Annotated in this window: 17 protein-coding genes and 1 pseudogene; 16 read left to right on the plus strand and 2 right to left on the minus strand. The window is 45.1% G+C overall.

Going from position 1 to position 17109, the window contains the following annotated elements; all coding sequences use genetic code 11:
* The 15 genes and pseudogenes from gidA to IQQ51_RS01940 form a co-directional block, all read left to right on the plus strand.
* A pseudogene (gene gidA / locus IQQ51_RS26555) lies at window positions 1–266 on the plus strand (tRNA uridine-5-carboxymethylaminomethyl(34) synthesis enzyme MnmG); the annotation flags it as partial.
* On the plus strand, window positions 266–898 hold the full coding sequence (rsmG, locus tag IQQ51_RS01875; RefSeq protein WP_017058801.1) for a 16S rRNA (guanine(527)-N(7))-methyltransferase RsmG: 633 nt from the start codon (window positions 266–268) through the stop codon (window positions 896–898). The pseudogene gidA and the gene rsmG, both read left to right, overlap by 1 nt.
* 14 nt (window positions 899–912) lie before the next feature.
* On the plus strand, window positions 913–1686 hold the full coding sequence (locus tag IQQ51_RS01880; protein ID WP_019825554.1) for a ParA family protein: 774 nt from the start codon (window positions 913–915) through the stop codon (window positions 1684–1686).
* Between the two features lie 23 nt (window positions 1687–1709).
* Entirely contained in the window at window positions 1710–2591 is an 882-nt protein-coding gene (locus tag IQQ51_RS01885) for a ParB/RepB/Spo0J family partition protein (protein ID WP_050649812.1), read from the plus strand.
* Window positions 2592–2783: 192 nt separating this feature from the next.
* The gene (locus IQQ51_RS01890; protein WP_017058798.1) at window positions 2784–3173 is read left to right on the plus strand and encodes a F0F1 ATP synthase subunit I; all 390 of its coding nucleotides are present in this window, start codon (window positions 2784–2786) and stop codon (window positions 3171–3173) included.
* An 8-nt stretch (window positions 3174–3181) separates the two neighbouring features.
* Window positions 3182–3979 carry a F0F1 ATP synthase subunit A gene (atpB, locus tag IQQ51_RS01895; protein ID WP_017632650.1) on the plus strand — a complete coding sequence of 266 codons (798 nt, stop codon included), beginning with the start codon at window positions 3182–3184 and terminating at the stop codon, window positions 3977–3979.
* A gap of 51 nt (window positions 3980–4030) precedes the next feature.
* Window positions 4031–4288 carry a F0F1 ATP synthase subunit C gene (gene atpE, locus IQQ51_RS01900; RefSeq protein ID WP_004411110.1) on the plus strand — a complete coding sequence of 86 codons (258 nt, stop codon included), beginning with the start codon at window positions 4031–4033 and terminating at the stop codon, window positions 4286–4288.
* A gap of 58 nt (window positions 4289–4346) precedes the next feature.
* Window positions 4347–4817, plus strand: coding sequence for a F0F1 ATP synthase subunit B (gene atpF / locus IQQ51_RS01905; RefSeq protein ID WP_010433231.1), 471 nt, complete (start codon window positions 4347–4349; stop codon window positions 4815–4817).
* A gap of 15 nt (window positions 4818–4832) precedes the next feature.
* Window positions 4833–5366: a F0F1 ATP synthase subunit delta gene (gene atpH / locus IQQ51_RS01910; RefSeq protein WP_009848122.1), complete on the plus strand. Its 534-nt coding sequence runs from the start codon at window positions 4833–4835 to the stop codon at window positions 5364–5366.
* A gap of 13 nt (window positions 5367–5379) precedes the next feature.
* The gene (atpA, locus tag IQQ51_RS01915) at window positions 5380–6921 is read left to right on the plus strand and encodes a F0F1 ATP synthase subunit alpha (RefSeq protein WP_010433235.1); all 1542 of its coding nucleotides are present in this window, start codon (window positions 5380–5382) and stop codon (window positions 6919–6921) included.
* Window positions 6922–6969: 48 nt separating this feature from the next.
* Window positions 6970–7836 carry a F0F1 ATP synthase subunit gamma gene (atpG, locus tag IQQ51_RS01920; RefSeq protein WP_016794171.1) on the plus strand — a complete coding sequence of 289 codons (867 nt, stop codon included), beginning with the start codon at window positions 6970–6972 and terminating at the stop codon, window positions 7834–7836.
* Between the two features lie 34 nt (window positions 7837–7870).
* Window positions 7871–9274: a F0F1 ATP synthase subunit beta gene (gene atpD, locus IQQ51_RS01925; protein WP_048610850.1), complete on the plus strand. Its 1404-nt coding sequence runs from the start codon at window positions 7871–7873 to the stop codon at window positions 9272–9274.
* An 18-nt stretch (window positions 9275–9292) separates the two neighbouring features.
* Complete coding sequence (locus IQQ51_RS01930) at window positions 9293–9715, plus strand: F0F1 ATP synthase subunit epsilon (RefSeq protein ID WP_004735742.1); 423 nt, start codon at window positions 9293–9295, stop codon at window positions 9713–9715.
* 182 nt (window positions 9716–9897) lie between these two features.
* Complete coding sequence (glmU, locus tag IQQ51_RS01935) at window positions 9898–11256, plus strand: bifunctional UDP-N-acetylglucosamine diphosphorylase/glucosamine-1-phosphate N-acetyltransferase GlmU (RefSeq protein WP_193840197.1); 1359 nt, start codon at window positions 9898–9900, stop codon at window positions 11254–11256.
* A gap of 220 nt (window positions 11257–11476) precedes the next feature.
* Window positions 11477–13102 (plus strand): sensor domain-containing diguanylate cyclase, encoded by a 1626-nt coding sequence (locus IQQ51_RS01940; RefSeq protein WP_193840198.1) that lies wholly within the window; start codon window positions 11477–11479, stop codon window positions 13100–13102.
* A gap of 70 nt (window positions 13103–13172) precedes the next feature.
* On the opposite strand, the gene punC is transcribed toward IQQ51_RS01940, so the two are convergent.
* Window positions 13173–14384 carry a purine nucleoside transporter PunC gene (gene punC / locus IQQ51_RS01945; RefSeq protein ID WP_017063021.1) on the minus strand — a complete coding sequence of 404 codons (1212 nt, stop codon included), beginning with the start codon at window positions 14382–14384 and terminating at the stop codon, window positions 13173–13175.
* A 163-nt stretch (window positions 14385–14547) separates the two neighbouring features.
* On the opposite strand from punC, the gene punR reads away from it, so the two are divergent.
* A complete protein-coding gene (gene punR / locus IQQ51_RS01950; protein ID WP_050711649.1) occupies window positions 14548–15462 on the plus strand; it encodes a DNA-binding transcriptional activator PunR in 915 nt (304 codons plus the stop codon).
* Between the two features lie 100 nt (window positions 15463–15562).
* Here the strand turns inward: punR and ilvA are convergent, their stop codons facing one another.
* Window positions 15563–17107, minus strand: coding sequence for a threonine ammonia-lyase, biosynthetic (gene ilvA / locus IQQ51_RS01955; RefSeq protein ID WP_193840199.1), 1545 nt, complete (start codon window positions 17105–17107; stop codon window positions 15563–15565).
* Window positions 17108–17109: the final 2 nt, after the last annotated feature.

Consider the following 17109-nt stretch of genomic DNA (forward strand, 5'->3'; position numbering starts at 1 on the left):
TCCAAGTGAAGTACGATGGTTACATTCAGCGTCAACAAGACGAAATTGAAAAATCACTGCGTCATGAAAACACCAAACTGCCTGCTGATATCGATTACAGCAAGGTAAAAGGACTTTCTAACGAAGTGGTTCTTAAACTAACGACAGCTAAGCCTGACTCAATTGGTATTGCTTCGCGAATTTCAGGTATCACACCTGCAGCAATCTCAATTCTGCTGGTTTACTTGAAAAAACACGGCCTGTTGAAAAAAGGTGAGGAAGCATAATGAGCGCATTACGCGAAAAACTGGATCACCTTATTGGCCAGACTGAACTTGAAGTATCTGAAAAACAACGTGGCCAGTTGGTTGGCTACGTTGAGCTACTGAACAAGTGGAACAAAGCTTATAACCTAACGTCAGTTCGTGACCCGCAAGAAATGATGGTGAAACATATCTTAGATAGCATCATTGTTAGCACTCACTTACAAGGTAAGCGCTTTATCGATGTGGGCACGGGACCTGGTCTTCCTGGGATTCCGCTCTCAATCATGAATCCAGACTGCGAGTTTTACTTGCTAGACAGCCTAGGTAAGCGTATTCGTTTTATCAAACAGGTGATTCATGAGCTGGGTATCGACAACGTGGTACCAGTTCAAAGTCGCGTTGAAGAATTTCAACCAGAAGAAAAGTTTGATGCAGTGCTCAGTCGTGCATTTGCGTCAATGACAGACATGGTAGAGTGGTGTCACCATTTACCTAAAGAGCAATCCGGTGTATTTTTGGCTCTTAAGGGACAACATCCTAGAGACGAAATCGACCTGTTACCTGAATGGTGTTCAGTGACAGACATTAAAGCTTTGCAAGTGCCAGAGCTTGATGGAGAGCGTCATCTAGTTACTTTATCGCGTCAGGGATAATCAGCGAGGCCATAGTGGGTAGAATCGTAGCAATTGCCAACCAGAAGGGTGGCGTAGGAAAAACAACAACTTGCATTAATTTAGCAGCATCAATGGCGGCAACAAAACGCAAGATATTGGTTGTTGACCTCGATCCTCAAGGTAATGCCACTATGGCGAGCGGTGTCGACAAGTATCAAGTTGAAGCAACTGCTTACGATTTGTTGGTTGAAGACACCCCATTTGATGAGGTGGTTTGCCGGAGTACATCTGGCAATTATGACCTCATCGCTGCGAACGGCGATGTTACTGCGGCAGAAATCAAGCTGATGGAAGTGTTTGCTCGTGAAGTTCGTTTAAAAAACGCACTCGAATCCATTCGCAATAACTATGATTTCATCTTTATTGATTGCCCACCCTCATTAAACCTTCTTACAATCAACGCGATGGCTGCGGCTGACTCCGTATTGGTTCCTATGCAATGTGAATACTTTGCTTTGGAAGGTTTGACTGCATTGATGGATACCATCAGTAAGCTAGCGGCTGTTGTAAACGAGAACCTGAAGATCGAAGGTCTTCTGCGTACTATGTACGATCCTCGCAACCGCTTATCGAACGAAGTATCTGATCAACTCAAAAAACACTTTGGTAGCAAAGTCTACCGAACTGTGATCCCTAGAAATGTGCGTCTGGCAGAAGCCCCGAGTCACGGCAAGCCAGCAATGTACTACGACAAATATTCCGCAGGAGCTAAGGCTTATCTTGCTCTTGCAGGCGAAATGTTGCGTCGTGAAGAAGTCCCAGTATAGGTCCAACCAAAGGAATTCGCTCAATGTCTAAGCGTGGTTTAGGAAAAGGGCTAGATGCATTGCTTGCAACTAGCTCATTGGCTCGTGAAAAACAGCAAGTTGCTTCTCATAGTCAGGCGTTGTCGGCTGATGGTGAGCTTATCGAACTGGCTGTTGGTTGCTTGAAGCCTGGTGTATATCAACCGCGTAAGGATATTGCGCCTGAAGCGCTAGAAGAACTGGCTGCATCAATTCAATCTCAAGGTATTATCCAACCGATCGTAGTTCGCCCACTGGCGCATGACCAGTTCGAGATTATTGCTGGTGAACGACGTTGGAGAGCGGCTCGTCAAGCTGGCCTTAAACAAGTGCCATGCCTGATCAAGAGAGTTGAAGACAAGGCCGCTATCGCGATGGCATTGATTGAGAATATTCAGCGTGAAGACCTGAATGTTATCGAAGAAGCACAAGCGCTAGAGCGCCTGCAGAACGAATTTGAGCTGACACACCAACAAGTCGCTGATGTTATCGGTAAATCGAGAGCAACGGTGAGTAACTTATTACGTCTAAATCAGCTCGAAAATGAAGTAAAAGGTTTAGTTTTCAATAAACAACTGGAAATGGGGCATGCTCGAGCACTGCTTGCGCTTGAAGGTGGTACCCAGGTTGAAGCAGCAAACACTGCGGCAACCAAAAAAATGACCGTGCGTCAAACTGAGCAACTTGTCAAAAAGTGCTTAAAACCAGACGTTGAAGGTGAATCGAAGCCTGAAGACACAGAAGCTATCGAACTTTCACGAAGACTCACGGAAAAATTGCAAGCAAACGTTTCAGTTACTCGTTCTGTTAGCGGTAAGTCAAAAGTGACAATTACTCTTGATGAGCCTCACAAATTAGAGCAACTTATTGCTAAACTAGAGTACTAAATGAGATAATTGATTTAGGTCAATTATGTAATAAACAAGTAATTTCGTACAAAAGTTGTAGGTTTGTATACAAAAATGTAAATGATTGCTGCATTGTTATTGCAATCAATTTGGCTGAACGTATAATTTTCGCCAATTTCTCAGCACGCTTTTAAGCGAGTAGTAAAGAAGGCTTAAAAGAGGAACGAATACATGGTAGCGGCGTTAGCAAGACCAGGACGAGTGCTTGCAAAGCAAATGTTATTGATCGAGCTTAGCGCGGTTATATTAGTGGCGATAGGGTTAGGTTTAGCTGTTAATCCTGATTGGGGTTTTGCTGCATTAATCGGTGGCGGTATTTTTGTCATCGCAAATGCAGTTTTTTGTGTGTGTGCTTTCCTATTTAGTGGAGCTCGTGCAACTAAGTTAGTTGCGGCGTCGTTCTATGCAGGCGAAGCGCTAAAAATCCTTATCACAGTTCTACTATTCTCTATTGTCTACATGTATATGCAGGTGGAATTAGTTCCCCTCAAACTGACCTATTTACTGGTTCTAGGTATTAATATCTTTGCGCCAGTGCTTTTCATTAACAATAAAAAATAGGATGAGTTATGGCTGCGCCAACAGCATCCGGATACATTGAGCACCACTTACAAAACCTTTCTTTAGCTAAGTTTGGTCTTGTAGAGGAGACAAGTTTCTGGAACGTACATATAGACAGTCTGTTTTTTTCGGTGTTGACAGGGATGTTATTCCTTTGGGTTTTTCGCTCAGTCGCTAAGAAAGCAACAGTAGGTGTACCTGGTAAGCTTCAGTGTTTTGTTGAAATGGTAGTGGAATTCGTTGGTGACAACGTTAAAGAAACTTTCCATGGCCGCAACCCTCTGATTGCCCCACTAGCACTGACTATATTCTGCTGGATTATATTAATGAACTTGATGGACTTAGTGCCTATCGATTTCTTACCATATCCTGCAGAGCATTGGCTAGGTATCCCTTACTTGAAAGTGGTTCCTACAGCTGATGTAAATATAACAATGGCAATGGCTTTAGGTGTTTTTGCTCTGATGATCTACTACAGCATCAAAGTGAAAGGTCTAGGCGGATTTGCTAAAGAATTGGCACTGCATCCATTTAATCACCCAATCATGATTCCATTTAACTTGGTACTTGAGGTAATTTCGTTATTAGCGAAGCCACTATCTCTAGGTATGCGTTTATTTGGTAATATGTTTGCGGGTGAGGTGGTGTTTATTCTTATCGCGGCAATGCTACCGTGGTACTTACAATGGGTAGGTGCACTACCTTGGGCTATCTTCCATATCTTGGTTATTTTGATTCAAGCGTTTGTTTTCATGATGTTGACAATCGTTTACTTATCAATGGCTCATGAAGATAGTGATCACTAAAAAAAATTTTTAAGCTTTATTCTAACTATTAATGTTAATCGGAGAACGTAAATGGAAACTGTACTAAGTTTTTCAGCAATCGCTGTTGCTATTATTGTTGGTCTTTGTGCCGTAGGTACTGCAATTGGTTTTGCTATTCTTGGTGGTAAATTCCTAGAAGGCGCTGCGCGTCAACCTGAAATGGCTCCAATGCTACAAGTTAAGATGTTCATCATCGCTGGTCTACTGGATGCTGTTCCAATGATCGGTATCGTAATCGCACTACTATTCACGTTTGCTAACCCATTTGTTGGTCAACTAGCAGGCTAATTAACTCTCAATAGTTAATTAAATTTTTGTAGTTGATTCTTAACGAGGGGTAGCTGTTGTGAATATGAACGCAACTCTGTTAGGTCAAGCAATTGCTTTTTCATTGTTTGTTTGGTTCTGCATGAAATATGTATGGCCACCAATCATGCAAGCAATTGAAGAACGTCAGAAAAAAATTGCTGACGGTCTAGTAGCCGCTGAACGCGCTGCTAAAGACTTGAACCTGGCACAAGCCAACGCTTCTGAGCAAATGAAAGAAGCAAAGCGCACTGCAACTGAGGTTATTGATCAGGCAAACAAACGTAAAGCTCAAATTATTGATGAAGCACGCGAAGAAGCTCAGGCAGAACGCCAGAAAATCTTAGCGCAAGCTGAAGCAGAAATTGAAGCAGAGCGTACACGTGCCCGTGATGACCTGCGCAAACAAGTCGCAACTCTGGCTATAGCTGGTGCTGAGAAAATCCTTGAGCGTACAATCGATAAAGATGTACACGATGATCTTCTTAACAACATTACTGCAAAACTTTAAAGCAAGGGGCTGTATATGTCTGATTTGACTACAATCGCACGCCCCTATGCTAAAGCAGCGTTTGACTTTGCGGTAGATAAAGGTGAGCTAGACCAATGGGGTCAGATGCTTACTTTTGCTGCCGAAGTGGCACAAAATGATGATGTTCATAATTTATTAAGCGGTTCTATGACTGCTGAAAAATTAGCTGAAGTATTCATTGTAATTTGTGGCGAACAATTTGATGAATTCGGTCAGAACTTAATTAAAGTGATGGCAGAGAATGGCCGCTTAATGGCTTTTCCTGATGTTTGTAAAGAGTTCTTTATACTCAAAAAAGAGTATGAGAAAGAGATCGACGTTGAAGTAACTTCAGCGGTAGAACTTTCTGAAGAACAACGCGCAGAGATCAGCAGCAAATTGGAACAGCGCTTAGCGCGCAAAGTTCAGCTGAATTGCAGTATAGATGAGACTCTACTTAGTGGAGTTATTATTCGAGCCGGAGACCTAGTCATCGATAACTCAGCGCGCAGTCGTTTAGACCGCCTGAGCGATGCATTGCAGTCTTAATGGGGATTGGAGCATGCAACTTAATTCCACTGAAATTAGCGATCTAATTAAACAACGTATTGAATCTTTCGACGTTGTTAGTGAAGCTCGCAATGAAGGTACTATCGTTTCTGTAAGCGATGGCATCCTTAGCATCCACGGCCTAGCGGACGTGATGCAAGGTGAAATGATCGAACTACCGGGTGGCCGTTACGCTCTAGCACTAAACTTGAACCGTGATTCGGTTGGTGCTGTTGTAATGGGCCCGTATGCTGACCTACAGGAAGGCATGAAAGTTACAGGTACTGGTCGTATTCTAGAAGTACCAGTAGGTCCTGAAATGCTTGGTCGTGTTGTAAACACGCTAGGTGAGCCAATTGATGGTAAAGGTCCAATCGAAGCTAAATTGACTTCGCCTGTAGAAATTATCGCACCAGGTGTAATCGACCGTAAATCGGTAGATCAACCTGTTCAAACTGGTTACAAGTCAGTTGACTCAATGATCCCTATCGGTCGTGGTCAACGTGAACTAGTAATCGGTGACCGTCAGACTGGTAAAACAGCAATGGCGATCGATGCGATTATTAACCAAAAAGATTCTGGTATTTTCTCTATCTACGTAGCTATCGGCCAAAAAGCGTCGACTATTGCTAACGTAGTTCGCAAACTAGAAGAGCACGGCGCACTAGCAAACACTGTTGTTGTTGTTGCATCTGCTTCTGAATCTGCAGCGCTGCAATACCTTGCACCGTATGCTGGTTGTGCGATGGGCGAATACTTCCGTGATCGCGGTGAAGATGCACTGATTGTTTATGATGATCTATCTAAGCAAGCTGTAGCTTACCGTCAAATCTCGCTACTACTTAAGCGTCCACCAGGTCGTGAAGCGTTCCCAGGTGATGTTTTCTACCTTCACTCTCGTCTACTAGAGCGTGCTGCTCGTGTAAGCGAAGCATACGTAGAAAAATTCACTAACGGTGAAGTGACAGGCAAGACTGGTTCTTTAACTGCTCTACCTATCATCGAAACGCAAGCTGGTGACGTATCTGCATTCGTACCAACGAACGTAATCTCGATTACTGATGGTCAGATCTTCCTACAAACTGAGCTATTCAACGCGGGCGTACGTCCAGCTGTTGACCCAGGTATCTCAGTTTCTCGTGTAGGTGGTTCGGCGCAGACTAAAATCATCAAGAAGCTATCTGGCGGTATCCGTACTGCTCTAGCTCAATACCGTGAACTTGCAGCATTTGCCCAGTTCTCTTCGGATCTTGATGAAGCGACTAAGAAGCAGCTAGACCACGGTCAAAAAGTTACAGAACTGATGAAGCAGAAGCAATACGCTCCTATGTCTGTATTTGACCAAGCTCTAGTAATCTTCGCTGCAGAGCGTGGATACCTTCAAGACGTTGAACTTTCTAAAGTTCTAGACTTTGAAGCTGCTTTACTGTCGTTTGCTCGTGGTCAATATGCCGATCTAGCAACACAGATCGACACAACGGGTGCTTTCAATAAAGAAATCGAAGCTGAGCTGAAGAAGCTTGTTGACGATTTCAAGGCAACCCAGACCTGGTAATTGGTAGGTGGTCTTAGGGCCACCTCATACCATTAACGGAGAGTAACGATGGCCGGCGCAAAAGAGATACGTAATAAAATCGGTAGTGTTAAAAGCACACAGAAGATTACGAAAGCAATGGAAATGGTAGCAGCTTCAAAAATGCGTCGTTCTCAAGACGCAATGGAAGCTACTCGTCCATATGCAGAAACAATGCGTAAAGTGATCGGTCATTTGGCTAATGGTAGCCTCGAGTATAAGCATCCTTATCTTGAGGAACGTGAAGCCAAACGTGTTGGTTACATCATCGTTTCTACAGACCGCGGTCTTTGTGGTGGTTTGAACATTAACTTGTTCAAAAAAGCCATGAACGACATGAAAGATTGGTCTGAGAAAGGTGCTGACGTTGAACTTGCAATTGTAGGTTCAAAAGCGACAGCATTTTTCAACAACAGCGGCGCGAAAGTAGCAGCTCAAGTTTCTGGTCTGGGCGATCGTCCAAGCCTTGAAGACTTGATTGGCTCTGTAAGCGTTATGCTGAAGAAATATGATGAAGGCGAATTAGATCGCCTGTTCGTAGTGTTCAACAAGTTTGAAAACACTATGGTTCAAGAACCAACGATCGATCAATTACTTCCTTTGCCTAAATCAGACAGCGAAGAAATGAAACGCAGTCATTCTTGGGACTACATTTATGAGCCCGAGCCAAAACCACTACTAGATGCACTATTGGTTCGCTATGTCGAATCTCAAGTGTACCAAGGTGTGGTTGAGAACCTTGCTTGTGAGCAAGCGGCTCGAATGATTGCAATGAAATCAGCAACAGATAACGCTGGTGACATTATTGATGACTTAGAACTTGTGTATAACAAAGCGCGTCAAGCGGCGATTACACAAGAACTTTCTGAGATCGTTTCAGGCGCAGCTGCGGTTTAAGCTTAGGTAAAACTAAATAGTTAGAGGATTAACGATGGCTACAGGTAAGATCGTACAGATCATCGGTGCGGTAGTCGACGTAGAGTTCCCACAGGGTGAAGTACCTCGTGTATACGACGCTCTGAATGTTAATGAAGTACAAGAACGTCTAGTTCTTGAAGTTCAGCAACAACTTGGCGGTGGCGTAGTTCGCGCAATCGTAATGGGTAGCTCTGATGGTTTACGTCGTGGTTTGACAGTTGAAAATACTGGCGCTCCAATCTCAGTACCAGTAGGTACTAAGACATTGGGTCGTATCATGAACGTCCTAGGTGACGCGATTGATGAGTGTGGCGAGATTGGTGCTGAAGAGCATTACGCCATTCACCGTGAAGCTCCAAGCTACGAAGAGCAGTCTAACGAGACAGCTCTTCTAGAAACTGGTGTTAAAGTAATCGACTTGATTTGTCCATTCGCTAAGGGTGGTAAAATCGGTCTATTCGGTGGTGCTGGTGTAGGTAAGACCGTTAACATGATGGAACTTATCAACAACATCGCACTTCAACACTCAGGCCTATCTGTATTTGCAGGTGTAGGTGAGCGTACTCGTGAAGGTAACGATTTCTACTTTGAGATGCAGGAAGCAGGTGTTGTAAACATCGAAAAACCTGAAGAATCAAAAGTAGCGATGGTTTACGGTCAGATGAACGAGCCACCAGGTAACCGTCTACGTGTTGCACTGACTGGTCTAACAATGGCAGAGCGCTTCCGTGACGAAGGTCGTGACGTTCTACTGTTCGTTGATAACATCTACCGTTACACACTAGCAGGTACTGAAGTATCAGCACTTCTAGGTCGTATGCCTTCTGCGGTAGGTTACCAACCTACACTGGCTGAAGAAATGGGTGTTCTACAAGAGCGTATCACGTCAACTAAATCTGGTTCTATCACGTCTGTACAGGCGGTATACGTACCAGCGGATGACTTGACTGACCCGTCTCCAGCAACAACGTTCGCTCACTTGGATGCAACGGTTGTACTTAACCGTAACATCGCATCTATGGGTTTATACCCAGCGATCGACCCGCTAGATTCTACTTCACGTCAACTGGATCCATTGGTAGTTGGACAAGAGCACTACGACATCGCTCGTGGCGTTCAGTCTACTCTTCAGCGCTATAAAGAGCTGAAAGATATCATTGCTATCCTAGGTATGGACGAGCTATCTGAAGAAGATAAGCAAGTTGTATCTCGTGCTCGTAAGATTGAGAAGTTCCTAACTCAGCCTTACCACGTAGCGGAAGTATTTACAGGTGACCCAGGCGTTTACGTACCTCTTAAAGAGACTCTACGTGGCTTCCAAGGTCTTCTATCTGGTGAATACGATGACATTCCAGAGCAAGCGTTCATGTACTGTGGTGCAATTGACGAAGCTATCGAGAATGCTAAGAAGCTATAAGGCTAACTAGGAGGCGATATGGCAGCAATAACCTTTCACCTAGACGTTGTAAGTGCAGAGAAACAAATTTTCTCAGGCCTTGTTGAGACGTTTCAGGTGACCGGTAGTGAGGGTGAGCTTGGTATTTTCCATGGTCATACTCCACTGCTAACCGCTATCAAGCCTGGTATGGTGCGTATTGTTAAGCAGCACGGCCACGAAGAAATCATTTATGTTTCTGGTGGTATGGTAGAAGTTCAGCCTGGTACAGCGACTGTACTGGCTGATACAGCTATCCGTGGTGAAGAGCTAGACGCAGCAAAGGCGGAAGAAGCTAAACGCAAGGCTGTGGAGAATATCCAAAATCAGCATGGCGACATAGACTTCGCACAAGCGGCCGGTGAACTGGCTAAAGCCATTGCTCAGTTACGAGTTATCGAACTGACAAAACAGCGTCGTTAATCTTTTTAAGATTATAGACTCTGAGATAAAGGCGACCTAAGGGTCGCCTTTTTGCATTTTTAGATTCTCAAAAATGCTTCTTTTACGTATCACTACTGGTTAAATGGTTATTGCGATTTAATTTTTTGCCCAAAAACGGTTACAATATCGGCTTAATAAAAATAACGTTGGATAGGTTTACAATGAAGTTTAGCGCGGTAATTCTCGCGGCGGGCAAAGGCACTCGCATGTATTCAAACACACCAAAGGTTCTGCACACACTTGCGGGTAAGCCAATGGTGAAGCATGTTATCGATACATGTAATGGTCTAGGCGCTCAAAACATCAACCTGGTTTACGGCCACGGTGGTGATCAGATGAAGGCTACCTTAGCTGAAGAATCTGTAAACTGGGCACTGCAAGCTGAACAGCTCGGCACAGGCCACGCTGTGGATCAAGCATCTGCACATTTCGCTGATGATGAAAAAGTATTGGTGCTCTACGGTGATGTGCCTCTTATCTCACCTGAAACCATTGAAAACCTATTAGACGCTCAACCAAACGGTGGCATCGCGCTACTTACTGTCGTGTTAGACAACCCGATGGGTTACGGACGTATTATTCGTCGTAATGGCCCTGTTGTGGCTATCGTTGAGCAGAAAGATGCAACAGATGAGCAGAAGCTTATCAAAGAGATCAACACTGGCGTTATGGTTGCGACTGGTGGCGATCTCAAGCGTTGGTTGTCTGGCCTAAGTAACGACAACGCACAGGGTGAATATTACCTGACTGACGTTATCGCAGCGGCTCACGACGAAGGTCGTGCAGTTGAAGCGGTACACCCAATAAGCCCGATTGAAGTGGAAGGCGTAAACGACCGCTCTCAACTGGCTCGTCTAGAGCGCGCTTACCAAGCTGAGCAAGCAGACAAACTATTGAAGCAAGGCGTAATGCTACGCGACCCAAGCCGCTTTGATCTGCGTGGTGAACTGCAGTGCGGTATGGACGTTGAGATTGATACTAACGTTATCATCGAAGGCAGCGTCAGCATTGGCGATAACGTGGTTATCGGCACTGGCTGCGTATTGAAAGACTGTGAGATCGATGACAACACCATTGTTCGCCCATACAGCGTGATTGAAGGTGCAACAGTTGGTGAAGACTGTACGGTTGGTCCTTTCACTCGTTTACGTCCTGGTGCTGACATGCGTAATAACTCGCACGTTGGTAACTTTGTCGAAGTGAAAAACACTCGCCTTGGTGAAGGTTCTAAAGCGAACCACTTAACGTATCTAGGCGATGCTGAAATTGGTCAGCGCGTAAACGTGGGTGCGGGTGCAATTACTTGTAACTACGATGGTGCGAATAAGTTTAAGACCATCATCGGCGACGACGTGTTCGTTGGTTCAGATAGCCAATTAATAGCGCCTGTTACGATTGGTAATGGTGCTACCGTTGGAGCTGGCTCTACAGTAACACGCGATGTTTCTGAAAATGAGCTGGTTATCAGCCGTGCGAAAGAACGTAAGATTGCTGATTGGAAACGTCCAACTAAGAAATAATCTCTAACGTTCAAAAGATATTCTTAAGAAAGCCAGTAGCATCGCTATTGGCTTTTTTGTATCGGTCACTCACTGCTAACAAAATAATCAATTTGGCAATTGTATTTTTTTAATAGATTGTTAATATTCGGGCAGTGGTTCGGTATAAATGGGTTGATGTACGGTGATATTGGTTGAAAAGAAATGGCAAACATTGCCGATCATTATTTTGTCTTTTTCAATGTTAATAGGTCTCTATGGCTTTTATGTAACGTTGGAAAAGCTGGTTGTTGAGAATGAGCGTGATCATCTTGTCTCTTTGATGTCAGACGTTATCTATGAAATTCGTGAGGATAGTCAGCTATTTACAGCTGATATGGATGTCGATGATTACATCGGAGACTTAACGCAAGCCAACACTCGACTCCGAATCCAAGTGATCAGTCCCGATGGTGTCGTGATTGGTGATACGGATCTTTCAGACCATGCACTAGCTAGAGTTGAAAATCACGGTAACCGCCCCGAATTCAAGCAAGCCCTTCAACAAGGTACTGGCAGTGATGTCCGTTTTAGTACCGTTACCTCCATCGACCGAATCTACTATTCGATGAAAGAGAGCGTTAACGGGCGAGATTTCGTTATCGTGATCTCTTCGCCAATGCATCAACTGAAACAGATGAACTTCCAATTGATGGGGATTCTGGTTGGTATGGTGTTACTGAGTTTGAGCTTCTTGATCGGCACCTCTTACGTGAGTAATCGCCAAATTGTTCATCGAGTGGAAGAAGAACAGAAGAAGCAAGATGAACGCATTCGCCAACGAACCCACGAAATTGAGTTGATGCACCGCCTCGCGAATATGCTTGCCGCGTGTAACAACATGGTGGAAGCCCAACAGATCGTGTCGGATATCTTGCCGAGAATTCTTGGTAACGTGAACGGCAGTGTTTCTTTGATGCGTGCATCGCGTAATCAGTTGATCACTCAGCTCGATTGGGGAGAGACTTGGCCGGGAAGTGCGAGCTTTGCTCCAGAAGAGTGCTGGTCACTGCGTAAAGGACGTGCACATCAATCGAATGATGATTTCCACTCGTTAACCTGTGGTCACATGCATGAGATGGAAAACAACCAAACCCTGTGTATTCCGTTGACAGCACACGGCAACACCATCGGCATCATGCACCTTTATTTCGGTGTTGGTGACATCAAGATAGATCCCATTACCGAGCAATTGGCGTTCAGTGTTTCCGAGCACTTAGGCTTAGCATTAGCTAACCTGAGCCTGCAAGAGAAGCTTCGCTCGCAAGCATTAAGCGATCCGCTGACAGGTTTATTCAACCGTCGTTTCTTCGAACAAAAACTGGAAGAACACTCAATGAATTCGGCCACCAGCGAGCAGCCATTATCGCTATTGATGCTCGATTTGGATCACTTCAAACGCTTCAATGACAACTTTGGTCATGATGCAGGTGACTTCGTATTGAAAGAGATCAGTGCGCTACTCAAACAGAGTGTCAGCGAAGACGAGATTGCTTGCCGGCTCGGTGGTGAGGAGTTAGCGGTACTGCTTCCACATTATTCAATGCAAGAAGCGACGGAGTTTGGTCAAACCTTGTGTGATGCGGTGCGTTCAATGCACCTTGAGCACAAAGGCCTATCGCTAGGGCAGCTTGGAGTTTCAATTGGTGTGGCCACGTATCCTAAGCCAGCCTCTGATACCGAGTCTCTGGTTAAGATGGCCGATAATGCTCTGTACATGGCGAAAGATATGGGTCGCAGCCGAGTGGTTAACTATGATGAATACAGCCGCCATAAAGCGCCAGCGTTAGAAATTGTTGACGGTGAAGCGGCTTCGAAATCGTTATAAGCAAAGGCTGAATTTAGATATAAAAAAGAGCGAGATTACTCGCTCTTTTTTGTTTTCGTTAATCCAGAAATTAGTCTTGTTTCTCGTCAGCGACCACTCGAGAGTTGTCTGGTGTCGCGAAGTGTTCAGAAAGCTCTTTGTTCGAAACAATGTAGCCAACCCACAATGCACCCAAGCAAATCACAACCGCGATACCCGTTGCGCTTAGTGCTTGGCTAGCCATTGCCGCGACCAATGCACTTGATAGGCCACTGATACTGATTTGCAAGCTGTTTTGTAGACCAGCGGCTGTTGCTGGGCTCTGTTTAGCGCTTGATAGGGCACGGTTTACTACGATTGGGTAAAGTGCGCCGTTTGCGACAGCAATCAAACAGAAAGGCGCAAGTAGAGGCCAGATTGACGTCAATTCCCACTGTGATGCGATGAAGATAAGCATCGCCGCTACGCTGAACAAACCGATAAGGTTTCTTAGTACAACGCCATCGCCATATTTCTTCACCGCTTGCTTACCGAAGTAGCCACCCGCCATGAACGCGATTGTTTGTGGGATAAAGCTCAAACCGATGTCTTTTGCTTCATAACCTAGTTGAGCCATGATCTCTGGCATACCCGTTAGGTAAGCGAAGAATGCTGCCGATGCTGATGCAAACATTAAAACATTACCCATGTAAGGCTTTGATTTAAGCAACATCTTGATGTCTGTCTTAATCGATGTCTGTTTTACTTCAGGCGCTTCTTTTGGTTGAGCCATTGTTGTCGCCACTAGCAGTGCTCCCATCAAGGTTAATGTGATGAAGATGCTGTGCCAGCCAAAGCTATCCGCCAGTAACACACCTAGCTGAGGTGCTAGTGCAGGAGATAGTGCAACCAAAGGCATGATGGTTGCAAAAATTTGCTGGCTACTGCTTTGCGAGTAACGCTTGATAACCATTGCTTGCCAGATTACCGCTGGAGCACATACGCCGATCGCTTGAATGAATCGCAGTGTCAGTAGGTGCCATACCTCGGTGCTGAATGCTAAGCCGAATGAAGCTGCGGTAAAAATAACAAGACCAACAGCCAACGTATTACGGTGACCATACTTGTCACTCGCTAGGCCCCAAAGAAGCTGACCCATTGCCATACCGCCAAGGAATACCGTTAAAGACAGAGCAATCTGCTCTGGGCCGGTTGCGAAATCAACTTCCATTGCCTTAAATGCAGGAAGGTACATATCGGTCGCAATAAAGCCAAGCATTGAAAGAACTGCAAGGTAGACCAATTGAAATTTAGAAATATTCATAAGATGCCATTAAGCTAAAGATAGTGATGTTTTTATCATCAAAAAAATTGTTTGATATACAGAAGTGAAAGCCCCTGTTTATTTATGCTGACATTCTATTTTTCAGACCTGATAAAATAAAACGCTAAAATATGTGGTTATCAATCAAAAAATTTGAAGGCTTATGTTCTCTAAATCCTCTTTAGAAATGCTCGATACGGTAGCTCGCTTAGGCAGTTTTACTGCGGCGGCAGAACAATTGCACAAAGTACCATCGGCGATCAGCTACGGTGTTAGGCAGGTTGAGCAAGAACTGGATGTTCTACTTTTCAGACGTTTACCAAGAAAAGTAGAGCTGACACCGGCAGGTGAATTGTTCATTGAAGAGGCTCGTGCGTTACTGAGGCAGATGGAAGAACTCAGTGCACAAACTCGCCGCGCTGCACGTGGTTGGAAGAAAACCCTACGTCTAACCCTTGATAACGTGGTTAAGCTCGACAAGATGAAGCCGATGATTGAAGAGTTTTATCAAACCTTTGAGTTCGCTGAACTGCAGATCAATATGGAAGTGTTTAACGGTTCTTGGGAAGCTATTGCTCAGGGCAGAGCGGATATCGTAATTGGCGCCACTTCGGCGATTCCGGTTGGCGGTGACTTTGAAGTTAAGGATATGGGGCGGTTAGATTGGGCATTTGTAATGTCACCCAGTCACCCTTGTGTGCGAGAACAAAACCTCAATGAAGCCTTTGTCAGTCAATATCCAGCGATCTGTTTGGATGATACCTCCAGCGTGCTTCCTAAGCGACACACAGGCCATTACTCAAATCAACGACGCCTGTTGTTACCCAACTGGTATAGCGCAATTGAATGTCTTAAAAATGGAGTAGGGGTGGGTTATATGCCGAGGCACATTGCCGCGCCAATTATCGAACAAGGCTTGCTGGTGGAAAAAATACTGCCTGAACCGAGCCCGCAGAGTCATTGTTGTTTGGTGTGGCGAAAAGACGATAACCATAAACTGATCGAATGGATGGTGAAGTACCTAGGATCGAGTGAGCAACTTCACCAAGATTGGTTGGATCATCGTAAGGCGATCTAATGATCTGTTTACAAAAAGATCCTTTTCAAGCTTAAGTTGAATCAGCACCAATAAAAAGAGCGAGTAAATACTCGCTCTTTTTTGATTCGGTCGTTAACTCTTAAGACAAGAAGAACTTGTAGGAAGGGTTATCGGTTTCATCTTTACACTGATAGCCAAGTTCTCGTAAATGTGTCGAGAACTGAGCCAAATCATCATCATCAAGCTCAAAGCCACACAATACACGACCGTAGTCGGCACCGTGGTTACGATAATTGAACAGGCTGATATTCCAGTGGGTACCTAAGGTATCAAGGAATTTAATCAATGCACCTGGGTATTCTGGGAACTCAAAGCTGTACAGACGTTCTTTAAGAGGTTTCGATGGTTTACCGCCAATCATGTAGCGAATGTGCAGTTTTGCCATCTCGTCATCAGACAGGTCGACAACTGGGTAGCCGCCCTCGCGTAGGTCGTTGATGATGTGTTCGAGTTCTTCTTGGCCACCTTGTAGACGTACACCAACGAAGATATTCGCGAGGCTTTCGTCGTTGTGGCGGTAGTTAAACTCAGTCACCGCTCGACCACCAATGATATTACAGAACTCTAGGAATGCCCCTTGTCGTTCTGGAATAGTCACCGCAAGTAGACCTTCTCGCTTCTCACCCAATTCACAACGCTCAGAGACATAACGCAGACCGTGGAAGTTGGTGTTAGCACCAGACAAGACCGTCGCCAGTTGCTTATCTTGCAGTTGGTTTTGTTCAGCAAACTTCTTAAGACCTGCCAGAGCAAGTGCTCCTGAAGGTTCGGCAATTGCACGGGTGTCTTCAAAGATGTCCTTTACCGCAGAGCAGATTTCATCGCTAGAGACTGTAATATGACCATCAATGTACTGTTGGCAAAGACGGAAGGTTTCTTCACCAATGCGTTTAACCGCAACACCATCAGCAAACATGCTGACCTGATCCAGTACCACTGGTTCACCCGCATCCAGTGCTGCTTTCAAGCAAGCTGAGTCTTCAGGCTCTACCGCAATCACTTTAATCTCTGGCATCAGTTGTTTGATAAGCACTGCAACACCAGCGGCTAAGCCACCACCACCAACCGGCACAAAGATATAATCCATGTGACCGTTTTGCTGCAGCATCTCCATGCCCATAGTACCTTGCCCTGCAATCACCAGTGGGTGATCGAAAGGAGGTACAAAGGTGAAGCCATGTTCAGCCGATAGGCGTTCCGCTTCCGCTTTTGCTTCATCGAAATTACTGCCGTGCAGAACCACGTTACCACCAAATCCGCGTACCGCATCAACCTTGATATCCGGCGTCGTTTTTGGCATCACAATCGTGGTCTGAATACCAAGCTTAGAACCGGACAGCGCCATACCTTGAGCATGGTTACCTGCCGATGCAGCAATCACACCTGCGGCTTTCTGTTGTTCAGAAAGGCTTGATACCATGTTGTAGGCACCACGTAGCTTGAACGAGTGCACCGGCTGACGGTCTTCTCGTTTAAGCTGAACCTGATTACCAATGCGCGCGCTTAAACGTGGCATATCCTGCAGAGGTGTCACGATTGCCGCTTCATAAACCGGCGCTCTCAGGATCTGACGCAGATAATCTGCGCCAGTTTGTTTTTGGGGGCTGGAGGTGTCGTCACTCATAG

Origin of the sequence: Vibrio sp. OPT18, from assembly GCF_015163615.1 — a bacterium.
Lineage (GTDB): Bacteria > Pseudomonadota > Gammaproteobacteria > Enterobacterales > Vibrionaceae > Vibrio > Vibrio coralliirubri.